The following is a 12,413-nucleotide window of genomic DNA, read 5'->3' as shown; positions in this document are numbered from 1 at the left end:
ATCCTTAAATTGAAAGCTTAATGCTGTGCATCTGCGGCAGCATTATTTTCAGCGATCAAGGCGTCCTGACGTGCTTTACGTTCGGCACGTGCTTCTGCACTTAAACGCTGCTGATCACTGTCCCAGCCTTCATAGGCTTCAACAATTTTCTGTACCAGTTGATGACGAACCACATCACGCGAATGAAAACGGGTGATATGAATTTCAGGGATTTTATCAATCACACGCAGGGCATGTGAAAGACCAGACTGTTGGCCGCGCGGTAAATCCACCTGCGTCACGTCACCAGTAATGACCGCTCGTGAACCAAAACCTAAACGGGTCAGGAACATTTTCATCTGTTCTGGGGTGGTGTTCTGTGCCTCATCCAGAATGACGAAAGAATGATTCAAGGTACGGCCACGCATATAAGCGAGTGGCGCCACCTCAATCACTTGACGTTCAATCAGCTTGGCCACTTTTTCAAAGCCGAGCATTTCATACAAAGCATCATACAATGGACGCAAATAAGGATCGATTTTCTGGCTTAAATCCCCTGGCAAGAAACCCAGTTTTTCACCGGCCTCGACCGCAGGACGCACCAGTAGAATGCGCTGGATTTCATTGCGTTCCAGCATGTCCACAGCAGCAGCGACAGCCAGATAGGTTTTACCGGTTCCGGCAGGACCTATACCAAAAGAAATATCACTTTGCAGAATACGCTGTACATAACGTTTCTGGTTGGCACCACGCGGATTGATCCGGCCTTTACGGGTTTGTAACCAGACATTGTCCAGGCCGGTATGTTCTTGGTCTTCTAGATCTTGCTGGAGTTCACGGTCAGTCTGACTGCCCTGAATCATTAGGTGCAGGGTATCTGCGCTGATCTGCTGGCTCTGTTCAGATTCTTCGTGTAGACGTTGCAAGAGCATTTCGGCTCTTTCAACGGCATCGATTCCACCATCCACAATAAAACTCTCTCCGCGATGGGAGATTTTGACATCTAAACGTTGTTCAATTTGCTTCAAATGACCGTTATAAGCACCTAACATCGCTTGGATACGGTCCATTGAAATCCCAGGAAAAGCTACTGTACGTCGAATCGCTGCAGTCAAAGAGTATTCCTTATGAAGTGTACGTTATATGCTCTACATTACGCCACGTCAGGCTCAAGATTCAAGAGTTCACCATAAACTAAATTCAAAGTTTTAATTTCGGTCACTTCGATCTCGGCAAAGCGACCTACCCAGGCAGGATCACCAATAAAGTTGACATAACGGGTGTTGTCCGCCGTACCCACCAGAATATTCGGATCTTTATCAGAGACTTTCTCGATCAGTACCCGCTGGATGCTACCGAGCATGGCATCCGTTTTGTCAATACTCGAGCGTTTAATCCATTGCTGAACTTTGGCCAGACGTTCTTTTTTGACATCTTCCGGAATGGTATCTTCCAGTTCTGCCGCAGGCGTACCCGGACGTTTTGAATAGATAAAACTATAAGAATGATCGAAATCCAGATCTTTAATAAATTGATAGGTCTCTGCAAAGTTCTCATCAGTTTCACCCGGGAAGCCAATGATAAAGTCTGAAGATAAATGCATATCGGGACGAACTGAGCGTAACTTTTTAATTTTCTCGATATAGACATCGATGGTATGATTACGTTTCATGGCCTGAAGCACATCATTCGAGCCACTTTGTACCGGCAAATGCAGATGCGAAACCATTTGTGGCAGGTCACGATAACACTGGATCAGGTCATCATTAAATTCGAGTGGATGCGAAGTGGTATAACGAATCCGGCCAATGCCCGGAATATCCGCGACTAAACGCAACAGATCGGCAAAAGTACAGATATTGCCTTCAAAGGTTTCACCACGATAGCCATTGACGTTTTGACCCAGCAGGGAAATTTCACGCACGCCTTTTTCTGCCAGACCCGCAATTTCAGCCAATACATCATCCAGTGGGCGAGACACTTCTTCACCACGGGTATAAGGCACCACGCAGAACGAACAATATTTTGAACAGCCTTCCATGATCGAAACAAAGGCTTTATAGCCCTCAACACGCGGTTCAGGCAGAAAGTCGAATTTTTCGATATCCGGGAAGGAGATATCTACCAGTTTGATTTTTTCTTTTTTCGGTTTTTCGATCTGGTCAAAATGCTGATCCAGCATTTGTGGCAAGCGGTGCAGGGTTTGCGGGCCAAAAATCATGTCGACATAATTGGCACGTTTCTGGATGTTGTCGCCTTCCTGAGACGCCACACAGCCGCCAACCCCGATAATCAGATCCGGATTCTTGTCTTTCAGTTTGCGCCAGCGACCCAGCTCGGAAAACACTTTTTCTTGGGCTTTTTCACGGATCGAGCAGGTATTCATCAGCAGAATATCGGCATCTTTAGGATCGTTGGTCAGCACATAGCCATGAGAATCGCCTAACAGGTCTGCCATACGGTGACTGTCGTACTCATTCATCTGACACCCTTGCGTTTCGATATACAGTTTTTTTACTGCAATCTCATGGACAGGGGTGTGCGCTGGCTGGGTAACAGTGTTTTCTGAGGCAGCTGGGGCACCATTCGGAATGAAGGTTTGAACCGTCATGTAGGCTCCTACAAGGTAATACGTTGAAAGAGTGAACGAACAGCCTGATTGACGCATCAAACAGGTGAATAACAATTCAATTCACGGACTGAAATATGGGAAGGCGCATATTTTAGCAGGAAAGTCGCTTAAACTTATAGCTTAAATTAAACGTGGAAAAATATTGATTTATGGGTAAAAATTGTCTGTAGATTAATATTGCTTAATCATAAGGTTACATAACTGAACAATACAGTTGCTTATAATATTTCAACAAAGCTCTTATGATAAGCAACATAGGCTAGGCACAGAATCGATGAGAGAAGGCAAAGGGATGTTGAAACACACTGAAAATATGTATAAATATTATAAATTAATTACGTTAAGTGTGGCGTGTATCTGTTCAGCAAGTACATATGCAGCTGAAGAGCAATTTAACGATGCCTTACGTGCGGCCAATGCAGGTAATACTGAATTATTACAACAATATCGCCTGTCCATGCAGAATGATGCTTTAGGCTATTATCCGGAATACTGGATTTTAAACCAGAATCTTGCCTTGCAACCTGCCAGCCAAATTGTCAGTTTTGCTCAGCGCTACCCGCAATCTGCGATGGCTGAAAAGCTGGCAGCGGACTATGTCGAAGAAAAAGTCAAAATGGCAGATTTCACCACGGCTCAACCGGTATTGCCTTATGTAACCAATGCCGATCCAGCTGAAGCCTGTGCCGTAGCACAAGTTCGTGCCAAAGCCGGTGATGAGCTGGTTTATGCCGAGTTTAAAGAGGTCTGGCTAACCACCAATAGCCAACCGGATTCTTGTACTGGACTTGGTCGAATGATGCTTTCTAGCCCTTTAATGACGGCAGAAGACCGCCAACAGCGACTTTGGGTACAATTGCGTGCCGGCCAGTCAGGTCAGGCTATTGCCACTGCGCAAGGAATCGGTCTGAATCTGTCTTTAGCACAACTCAATTCGATTCAGGCCAATCCAACCAATTATTTATGGTCTGCACCGAAAAACAGTGCGGCAGAACATGCTTATCTGATTTATGCACTGGGACGTCTGGCAGATAGTGATCTGGACTCGGCGTTATCCATTGTGAAACGGACTGCTGAAGGCACACCGGTACAAGTACAACGTGCCTTATACCGAGCTGTGGGGTATGTCGGTGGAACCACAGTCATGAAGAACAACTTTAACCGGGAAGTGTTAAATGCCTTTGATGCCAGTTATGGTCTGCCATTTAGTCCGGAAGAAGCTGAGATTTATGCGCGTCAGGCCATCCGTTTTAGTGCGTGGGAAAGCCTAATCCGTGCGATTGATGCCATGAGCGTCAATCAGAAACAGGAAGATCGCTGGCAATATTGGCTGGCCCGTGCCAGTGAGCAGCGTGCAGATCGTAGTTCAAAGAAAACTGCAGAGAGTATTTATCGTACATTGGCCGCCGGGGATGATTATCACAATCTTCTGGCACGCGACAAGTTGGGACAGCTGACTGCGAGCACACCCAATCCAATTCAGCCATCGAATCAGGCCATGCAACGTTTGAATCAGGATATTCATTTCCGTCGTGCGTTCACGCTACGCAATATCAGTGCACCGAATAACTACATTAACCGTGAATGGAACTGGGCAGTGCGTCAGGCCTATCTGAAGAAAGATGATGAGCTGTTGCTGGCCGCAGCAAAGCGTGCCATGGACATGGGTTGGCATGATCGGGCCATTTATGCAGCTGACCGCACCGTGAACAAACATAACTACAATTATCGTTATCCAATGCCGCACCAGAATTACGTGGTCAGTCATAGCCGCAATGCCGGGATCGATCCGGCTTGGGCTTATGGCTTGATGCGTCAGGAAAGCCGTTTCAATACCGTGGCACGTTCACATGTGGGTGCCGGTGGCCTGATGCAAATCATGCCAGATACTGCCAAGCTGGTGGCGCGTCAAATGGGTGAGGCTTATAATCCGGCAGCTTTGACCGATATGAATACCAATATCCGTTATGGCACCTTTTATTTATCGACCATTCAGCGTCAGCTCAGCGACAGCCCAGTCTTGGCAACCGCAGGCTATAATGCCGGACCAAACCGTGCCCGCCGTTGGCAGCCAGAATTTCAGGGCATGGCAGCAGATCAATATACTGAAAGTATTCCTTTACTTGAAACCCGAGATTATGTGAAACATGTCATGACCAATGCCACACATTACGGTCTCTTGTTAGGACAGGGTGCACAGTCCGTGGGTAAGCGTATGCAACTGATACCATTACGTAATACACAATAAAATTAAAATTATTGGGGATGGTGATTTATTCATGAAAATAATGAAGGATCGTCGAGTTTGGGGGAAATGGGCAGCGCTTGTATTTTTGGGCAGCAGTCCGGCAGCATTCGCCATGCCGACAGACTATGTCATGGATGTAGAAATGGTGCCGGCTTTATGTAGCCTGTACCCTGAATATGCAAAGAAACGAAAATGTCTGGAAGGCTATTCCTTGAATATTTCCGGCTTATATCCTCAGGCTACGTCAGAAAACTGTACAACCAATAGCTCTGCGAAACTTTCACCACTTCAGTCCAAGGTGGTGGCCAGAATTATGCCGGATGAAAATACCCGGACCATTTTGTGGCGCAACATCGGCGGCTGTGTTCCAATGAATGCCAGCCAATATTTCCGGACGATTATCAATTATGCAGACCGGCTTAAAGTGCCGGCAGAGCTGACTGAACAGGAAAATATCACCATATCAGTCGATGCGCTGCGTGTGAAATTTGTGAGAATTAATCCGCAATTACCCGCCAATGCTTTGAGATTTAATTGCCAGCTTACTCAAGCTAGCAGCGTGTTGACCTCGATCAAAGTCTGTTATCACAAAAATGGCAATTATAAATCCTGTCCTGCCAACATTATTAATACATGCCCAAAAACTGTCACAATAAAAGGAACATACTGAGCTTTTTTGCCGGTTTAATTTATATTTCCTATCAGACTTTAGATGAAATCCGTCCTCTTTTATATGCATCCGGCAAAGGATTGGAGTACAATCTTTCGCGTTTACGATTATTAGATTAAATACTAACTATTTAATCGCGTTGAATATCCTCAATTGGAGATAATTAGATGAAGCAAGCAGTTCGTGTTGCCGTTACTGGCGCTGCAGGTCAAATTGGTTACAGCCTATTATTCCGTATCGCAAGCGGCGAAATGCTAGGTAAAGATCAACCAGTGATTTTGCAATTGCTCGAAGTTCCTTTTGAGAAAGCTCAGCAAGCGCTAAAAGGCGTAATGATGGAGCTTCAAGATTGTGCATTCCCGCTACTAGAAGACATGATCGGTACTGATGATCCTAAAGTTGCATTCAAAGATGCTGACTACGCGCTATTAGTTGGTTCACGTCCACGTGGTCCAGGTATGGAACGTGCTGATCTGCTTAAAGTGAACGGCGAAATCTTTATCGGTCAAGGCCAGGCACTTAACGAAGTTGCGAGCCGTGACGTTAAAGTTCTTGTTGTAGGTAACCCTGCGAACACGAATGCTTACATCGCGATGAAATCTGCTTCAGATCTTCCAGCGAAAAACTTCACTGCAATGTTACGTCTTGACCACAACCGTGCTGCATCTCAAATTGCTGCTAAAACCGGTAAAGCGGTTAAAGACATCAAAAATCTTACAGTTTGGGGCAACCACTCTCCAACAATGTATGCTGACTACCGTTTCGCTACAATTAATGGCGAAAGCGTTAAAGACATGATTAACGACCAAGATTGGAATGCAAACACATTCCTTCCGACTGTTGGTAAGCGTGGCGCTGCCATCATTGAAGCGCGTGGTTTGTCTTCTGCTGCTTCTGCTGCAAACGCTGCAATCGATCATATGCGCGATTGGGCTCTTGGCACAAATGGCGAATGGGTAACCATGGGTATTCCTTCTGACGGTTCTTACGGTATTCCTGAAGGCGTTATGTTCGGTTTCCCTGTAACGACTGAGAACGGTGAATACAAAATCGTTCAAGGTCTAGAAATCGACGAGTTCAGCCGTGAGCGTATCAATGTTACATTGAACGAACTTGAAGAAGAGCGCGCAGCGATTGCTGACATGCTTAAATAATTTGATCGTTTAGATTAAGTTGAAAGAGCACTCCATTCGGGGTGCTTTTTTTATCTCTCTATTTTTTTGATGAACAAAAAATAACATGCTGTGATGCAGCAGCAACTGAATCTTGCTTAGGCTTGGACTAAGCTAAAAAACATAAATAATCCAATAAAAGGCGAGGTGAAGAAGATGTTTGATCAACACCCAACGTTAGAAATGTTTTTTCAGCAACTTGGATTGGACTCGAGTCCCGAGGCGATTGATGAGTTTATCAAGACCCATCAAATTGGTATGGACGTGCCTTTGCACAAGGCGCCGTTCTGGTCGAAATCCCAGCATGATTTCCTGATTGGTCAGTGGAAAAAAGATGATGAATGGGCAATTTTAGTTGATGTCCTGAATGAACAATTACATAGCGAAGCCCAAGGTTCTGGATCATGTGATTTATAAATGAGTATTTAAGGATTTATGCCAGTTCTTATTTTAGGGATGGTAAAGGTCTTATTTTTAGTTTAGAGCATATAACAGGAGCAAGTGGATCATGTTCGAACAACAGCCAACTTTAGAATTATTATTTGAACAATTGGGTTTGCCTGCTGATGAAGCCGCAATTAATGAATTCACCCATACCCATCAGTTGCCATCTGAAGTCGCTTTACCGGATGCCGAATTCTGGAGTGAGGGCCAAAGTGCATTCTTACGCGAGCACTGGCATCAAGATGATGAATGGATTGTGATTATTGATAAACTGAACCAGCTGTTACATGTCGAAAGTGACAAGCAAGGTGTTTAAATTATAGTCTACAAAAAGAAACAACAAACCTAGTCAAATGACTAGGTTTTTTTTGTCTTATCTTATAAGTTGGATCTATAAATAATTACAATTTATCTGATATAAGGAGGGCGACATGCTCATGAAGAACCAACCATCCTTAGAAATGTTATTTTCTCAACTCGGTCTGGCCAATAGCGCTGCTGCCATTGAGTTGTATATCCGGACTCATCAACTTCCAGCAGGCTTGTCCTTGCACGAGGCACCATTCTGGAATAAATCCCAGCGTTCATTATTGATTAGTCATCTGGTACAGGATGATGATTGGGCAATCTGGGTGGATGAGCTGAACCAGCAATTACACATGGATGCCTACAGACGTCAGCCTGCTTAACTGTGTTATATCTTGGTATTACTTAAAAAATGAAAGTGATGCTCAAAAGAAAACGCCTCAAATGAGGCGTTTTCTTTGACGCTGTTAAGCTTAATGCATTTTACTTTTTAATATTTTGATAAACCATTCCTGCTGACGATAATCACTAAAGGCATGATGCTGCTGCAACAACTCCAGTTCACATTCAGCCGTTTTGGTGTATTTACCTAACCAGTGACGTGTCAGGGCCGGCTCATTTTTACTAGCACTGGCATAAGCCAGAAAGAAATAAATATCGCCATGTTCATAACTGGCCATCGGCTTAAGAATTTGCTGGGTAATCAGGGCAAAATGCTGCTCTTTGGTCAGTTCAAAAAACATCATATAAGCCTTGGCCAGATGCAAGGATAAATTGATATACATGCGCAGCGGCATTTCTTCAAATTCCACCCGGCCTTGTTCAAGTAAGACAATCGCTTCTTGCAGGAAATGTCGCTGTTCCTGACGCAGCTCACTTAAAGTCACCAGCTGTAAACGAAGATCAGCACGTTCAAGCGTTAATTCTGGCGTATTGCCTTTTAAGTACAATTGGTCAGTTTCACCCAGTCGCTCAATAATCTGCTTGGTTGTTAATCGCATCAACGCAATCCTCATTTCTCAATAATGGCTATATGAGGTTAAAAAAATAAATTTAAAGCATGAGCGAGCATTAGATTAAGGCTGTATCGCTTCTTAACCAGGCCGTAATGGATAGACGTTGCTGTTTGGAAATTAAAACTTCATGTAACAAATCACTCTGGAACAGTACAATCCGGTTCGGCTGTGGCTGAATAATATGCCACTGGCCATTTTTATCTTGCAGGCGCAATTCACCCCCCCAATCTGCCTGCCATTGTTCATGCAGATAATACACACTGGAAATCATTCGGCCATTTTTAGCTTGAGGATTGTCACGATGCAGCGCATAAAACTCGCCAGCGTGATAGCAGGCAAAATGTGCTTCGATTTCTTTAATGCCTAAATAAAACGCACGGTTTAAAGCTTGAGAAAACTGTTGCAGGGTTTGGGTGTGTAGGTGGGAAATTTGAAATTCAGGTCGTAACCAAAGAATATGATCACTACGGATGTTGCTGACGACGCCATTTTGAATGGCTGCATTACGAAATTCGTTTAAGTGGCTTAAGCATTCCTGACTTACCGCATGTTGATATTCGCTAGAATAAGCATCGTCAACAATACTAAAGCCATGTTGATCTAAATCATCTAAGATTTGATCAACATTCCAATCCCCTGGGATGATAACAGCTTCCATTTTTTTTCAATTCTCGATAGTGTGGCAAAACAGGTTCGCTATTTTAGTGTAAGAATCGTGCCTGAACGAAACTATTTTTCATGTTAAAATAGCTGTTGATATTAGGAATTAATGAAACATGAATTACCGTCACTCTTACCACGCAGGCAACTTTGCCGATGTCATGAAGCACGTTTTATTGCTTCAGTTGTTGACTCGACTGAATGCAAAAGACAAACCTTATCGCTATGTAGATACACATGGTGGTGCGGGTAAATATGATTTATCGACTGCTGAAGCGCAAAAATCAGGTGAGTTCTTAAACGGTATTCATCGTCTTGTTAAACTGGATGATTCGATCAAGCGTAACGCACCTGAAGGCGTACAACAATATTTGAAAATTGTCGAAAAAATGCGTGAAAACTTTGGTAAGGGTGCTTATCCTGGTTCACCTTGGTTTGCCCTGGAAGGCATGCGCGAGATTGATAAAGCGACCATTTTTGAAATGCAGCGTGATGTGTTTCAGCAACTTCGTCATAATATTTTTGACAAGCGTGCCGGCTTGCATGAGCGTGATGCTTATGAAGGTCTTTTGGGGGTGATTCCGCCGAAAGAAAAACGTGGTCTGGTGATGATCGATCCACCTTATGAGCTTGAGCGTAAAGATTTTCCACAATTGGTAGAATTGCTGGTTGCCGCTTATAAGAAATGGCCGACAGGTGTATTTGCTGTTTGGTATCCAATTAAAGACCGTGCCATGATTGAACGCTTCGAGAAAAAAATGTTCAAGACCGGCATCCGCCGTCAACTGGTGTGTGAAGTTTGTGTATGGCCGGATGACACCCCAGTCGGCTTGAATGGTTGTGGTTTGCTGGTGATTAATCCGCCTTGGAAATTCTCTGAAGATGCAGATGAAGCACTACAATGGTTATTCCCACATCTTCGCATGAGTGAAAATGGTGGTCACGCTGCAGTTCGCTGGTTAGTCGGCGAATAATTTTTTCAAAGCACAGGTCATAGCTAGGATCGACAAGAATGACAAATATAAGCAAACCGGAACGCGACTCTTCAAAAGACTTGCCTTTTGATGGCATCACCTTTGAGGTGGAAGAAGAGGAACATACCCAGGAAGGGCAGAAAGTTAAGCGTCGAGGCATCTATCTATGGCCTAACCTGATTACAACCGCTGCGTTGTTAGCAGGTTTCTACTCCATTATTGCCAGTATGAATGGCAATTTCCAGCAAGCGATCTATGCAATTTTTATTGCGGCTTTGCTGGATGGTTTGGATGGGCGTGTGGCGCGTGCGATTGGTGCGCAAAGTCCGTTTGGTGAACAGTTTGATTCGCTTTCCGATATGCTGGCTTTTGGTGTGGCTCCCGCGATCTTGATGTATAGCTGGGGTTTGAGTGATTTAGGCCGGATTGGTCTGGCCGCCTGTTTTGTCTATACCGCCTGTGCTGCTTTTCGTCTGGCCCGCTTTAACGTACAGATTGGCGTGGTAGACAAGCGTTATTTTATTGGTGTGGCCAGTCCATTGGCGGCTCTCATGATTGTTTCGCTGGTCTGGGTCGGTTTAGATTTTCCTGAAATTTTCGATATTCGTGAAGCATCCATTCAGATCATTAACGCCGTTGTCATTATTGCGGTGGGCTTGTTGATGATTTCTAATATCAAATATTATTCATTTAAGACTGTAGAGCGTAAACGCGTTCCGTTTTTTGTATTACCAATTGCCGTATTTGTCTTTGCTGCGATGACTTATAATATTCCTGTCGGCATTCTGGTAATTTCTATTCTCTATGCCTTGTCTGGTTTTGTGACCACCTTTATGGCAAAAAGATCGAGTAGATTATAAAAATATAAGGAGTCTGAGATGCGGTTTCTTCAAGATTTTTTAGATCGTTCGAAACAGCTGAATCAGACTCCAACTGTTTCGCATTATCCTGCCTATCATGGCCCCAACTCAAAATATAAGATTATTCATCAAGGTTTGATGATTCCTGGACTTCCGGCACCGCTGCACTATCTAAATTTTCTCAGCATTATCGGGCAGCCGAATGCACCGATGCTGGCCAATCCCAGTGCAATTCAAACCAACGCACTGGATACCGCCACAGTGATTTGCAGCACCAGTTCGCATATGGTCGGCCAACTGCATCGTTATTCAGTACAGCAGGACTGTAACTTTGATGCTGGCTTATTTCAGTTTTTAGATCGGGAGCAACTGAGTGGGGCCTTTCCTCATTTTCGTTTGCAGCGTTTTGACTCGGAACTCAGTTTCGATTTAAGCATTCATACCACTCAGCTTATTTCCCACTTTAGCCAGGTGAGGTTTTCACTTGCCGAGCACTGGTCTTTGCTCTGCTATTGCCAGGGCACATTAAAATATAAACAACAGACATATAATATTGATAGCCTCGGAAGTTTTGAATATGCACGAAGTTTCAATTTCCCTTATCTGCCTTTGGCCTTCCTGACTTATCAAATTATTAACCTGAGTGAAAACCGGCAGCTACTGTTGGCGCAAATTCGGGATGGGGTGAATAGTATTGTTCAGTCTCGGATGTATTTGCGTGATTTAAACAAGATGCAGACTCAGATGTTTGACCAAAAAGTGTATTTTAAAGTCCATCGTGTCTATCCGCGCGTCACCACGCCGAATGGGCAAAATATGTATTTGCCACGTGAATTTGAATGGTGTTACGAAGCTAAAGATGGCACCTGTATTTGGGTACAAGGGCAAAGTCGCGGTGATTTCAAATTTGGTTTGGCCGCGGGCTATGTTGGAAGTTTTAGTTATCAGGTCAAAATAAATGAAGAGAACGAAAATGGGGAAGGTGGCTACTGTGAATACATTGATTGCCGTCCTTTACGCTTTCAAGAACAAGATAAAACCGACAAACTTTTAACTCATTTATCAAATTCTGTACCTTTAATGCTCAAAAAATAGAAAAACCTGCATTTTTTGTAGAATAAATAAACAGTCGTTAGTTTTTTGCTGAATTATTTAGAAATAGGGGTTGTGTTGGGTGTGAAATCCTGTAGAATGCACATCCATCGGCAGTGATGAAGATTAAAACTTCTGATAAAACAGTAACTTAGCACGAGGTGTTAAGCTTAGGTTTTGTTGGTTAAGTTTAAATTAATTTGAATTACGGATTGACACTTTAGAAATTCAGTGTAATATAGCCGACCTAGCTTGCTGGTGACGAATCAGCAAGAAGATCATTAAGAGCTTATGAAGAACAACTTGTGTGGATTTTTACTGGTTGATCGATCGAAATTATTTTCATTGATTGATGGTAGA

Annotated in this window: 13 protein-coding genes; 9 read left to right on the top strand and 4 right to left on the bottom strand. The window is 43.8% G+C overall.

Annotation, left to right across the window (positions count from 1 at the left end; genetic code table 11):
• Positions 1-17: 17 nt before the first annotated feature.
• The gene (locus FTV48_RS00950) at positions 18-1,094 is read right to left on the bottom strand and encodes a PhoH family protein (RefSeq protein ID WP_005094064.1); all 1,077 of its coding nucleotides are present in this window, start codon (positions 1,092-1,094) and stop codon (positions 18-20) included.
• A 38-nt stretch (positions 1,095-1,132) separates the two neighbouring features.
• On the bottom strand, positions 1,133-2,590 hold the full coding sequence (gene miaB / locus FTV48_RS00945) for a tRNA (N6-isopentenyl adenosine(37)-C2)-methylthiotransferase MiaB (protein WP_005094063.1): 1,458 nt from the start codon (positions 2,588-2,590) through the stop codon (positions 1,133-1,135).
• 334 nt (positions 2,591-2,924) lie between these two features.
• Here miaB and FTV48_RS00940 point away from each other — a divergent pair, with 334 nt between their 5' ends.
• The 6 genes from FTV48_RS00940 (at position 2,925) to FTV48_RS00915 (ending at position 7,834) form a co-directional block, all read left to right on the top strand.
• Positions 2,925-4,859: a lytic transglycosylase domain-containing protein gene (locus tag FTV48_RS00940; protein ID WP_179999204.1), complete on the top strand. Its 1,935-nt coding sequence runs from the start codon at positions 2,925-2,927 to the stop codon at positions 4,857-4,859.
• 31 nt (positions 4,860-4,890) lie between these two features.
• Positions 4,891-5,529: a hypothetical protein gene (locus tag FTV48_RS00935; protein ID WP_005168674.1), complete on the top strand. Its 639-nt coding sequence runs from the start codon at positions 4,891-4,893 to the stop codon at positions 5,527-5,529.
• Positions 5,530-5,696: 167 nt separating this feature from the next.
• Complete coding sequence (locus tag FTV48_RS00930; RefSeq protein WP_005094055.1) at positions 5,697-6,683, top strand: malate dehydrogenase; 987 nt, start codon at positions 5,697-5,699, stop codon at positions 6,681-6,683.
• Between the two features lie 174 nt (positions 6,684-6,857).
• A complete protein-coding gene (locus FTV48_RS00925; RefSeq protein WP_005094053.1) occupies positions 6,858-7,118 on the top strand; it encodes a DUF2789 family protein in 261 nt (86 codons plus the stop codon).
• A gap of 88 nt (positions 7,119-7,206) precedes the next feature.
• Complete coding sequence (locus FTV48_RS00920) at positions 7,207-7,461, top strand: DUF2789 family protein (RefSeq protein ID WP_035337452.1); 255 nt, start codon at positions 7,207-7,209, stop codon at positions 7,459-7,461.
• A gap of 115 nt (positions 7,462-7,576) precedes the next feature.
• Positions 7,577-7,834, top strand: a complete 258-nt coding sequence (locus tag FTV48_RS00915) for a DUF2789 family protein (RefSeq protein ID WP_005094049.1) — start codon at positions 7,577-7,579, stop codon at positions 7,832-7,834.
• Between the two features lie 90 nt (positions 7,835-7,924).
• Here the strand turns inward: FTV48_RS00915 and FTV48_RS00910 are convergent, their stop codons facing one another.
• Complete coding sequence (locus FTV48_RS00910; protein ID WP_005094048.1) at positions 7,925-8,452, bottom strand: hypothetical protein; 528 nt, start codon at positions 8,450-8,452, stop codon at positions 7,925-7,927.
• A 70-nt stretch (positions 8,453-8,522) separates the two neighbouring features.
• A complete protein-coding gene (locus FTV48_RS00905; RefSeq protein ID WP_100357803.1) occupies positions 8,523-9,125 on the bottom strand; it encodes a 2OG-Fe(II) oxygenase in 603 nt (200 codons plus the stop codon).
• A 118-nt stretch (positions 9,126-9,243) separates the two neighbouring features.
• Here FTV48_RS00905 and FTV48_RS00900 point away from each other — a divergent pair, with 118 nt between their 5' ends.
• The 3 genes from FTV48_RS00900 to FTV48_RS00890 are packed head-to-tail and all read left to right on the top strand — an operon-like array spanning position 9,244 to position 12,056.
• The gene (locus tag FTV48_RS00900; RefSeq protein WP_179999133.1) at positions 9,244-10,101 is read left to right on the top strand and encodes a 23S rRNA (adenine(2030)-N(6))-methyltransferase RlmJ; all 858 of its coding nucleotides are present in this window, start codon (positions 9,244-9,246) and stop codon (positions 10,099-10,101) included.
• Positions 10,102-10,139: 38 nt separating this feature from the next.
• Complete coding sequence (gene pssA / locus FTV48_RS00895) at positions 10,140-10,961, top strand: CDP-diacylglycerol--serine O-phosphatidyltransferase (protein ID WP_005094042.1); 822 nt, start codon at positions 10,140-10,142, stop codon at positions 10,959-10,961.
• Positions 10,962-10,979: 18 nt separating this feature from the next.
• Positions 10,980-12,056, top strand: coding sequence for a DUF6670 family protein (locus FTV48_RS00890; RefSeq protein ID WP_005094039.1), 1,077 nt, complete (start codon positions 10,980-10,982; stop codon positions 12,054-12,056).
• Positions 12,057-12,413 lie beyond the last annotated feature (357 nt).

This window comes from Acinetobacter sp. YH18001 (genome assembly GCF_013416975.1).
Lineage (GTDB): Bacteria > Pseudomonadota > Gammaproteobacteria > Pseudomonadales > Moraxellaceae > Acinetobacter > Acinetobacter pseudolwoffii.
Note: the sequence above shows the minus strand (reverse complement) of the source record. Positions and strands in the feature narration are given on the sequence as shown.

Coding starts and splice junctions, on each gene's coding strand:
- miaB (WP_005094063.1), bottom strand. CDS start 2,590: ATGACGGTTCAAACCTTCATTCCGAATGGTGCCCCAGCTGCCTCAGAA.
- FTV48_RS00940 (WP_179999204.1), top strand. CDS start 2,925: ATGTATAAATATTATAAATTAATTACGTTAAGTGTGGCGTGTATCTGT.
- FTV48_RS00935 (WP_005168674.1), top strand. CDS start 4,891: ATGAAAATAATGAAGGATCGTCGAGTTTGGGGGAAATGGGCAGCGCTT.
- FTV48_RS00930 (WP_005094055.1), top strand. CDS start 5,697: ATGAAGCAAGCAGTTCGTGTTGCCGTTACTGGCGCTGCAGGTCAAATT.
- FTV48_RS00925 (WP_005094053.1), top strand. CDS start 6,858: ATGTTTGATCAACACCCAACGTTAGAAATGTTTTTTCAGCAACTTGGA.
- FTV48_RS00915 (WP_005094049.1), top strand. CDS start 7,577: ATGCTCATGAAGAACCAACCATCCTTAGAAATGTTATTTTCTCAACTC.
- FTV48_RS00910 (WP_005094048.1), bottom strand. CDS start 8,452: ATGCGATTAACAACCAAGCAGATTATTGAGCGACTGGGTGAAACTGAC.
- FTV48_RS00905 (WP_100357803.1), bottom strand. CDS start 9,125: ATGGAAGCTGTTATCATCCCAGGGGATTGGAATGTTGATCAAATCTTA.
- FTV48_RS00900 (WP_179999133.1), top strand. CDS start 9,244: ATGAATTACCGTCACTCTTACCACGCAGGCAACTTTGCCGATGTCATG.
- pssA (WP_005094042.1), top strand. CDS start 10,140: ATGACAAATATAAGCAAACCGGAACGCGACTCTTCAAAAGACTTGCCT.
- FTV48_RS00890 (WP_005094039.1), top strand. CDS start 10,980: ATGCGGTTTCTTCAAGATTTTTTAGATCGTTCGAAACAGCTGAATCAG.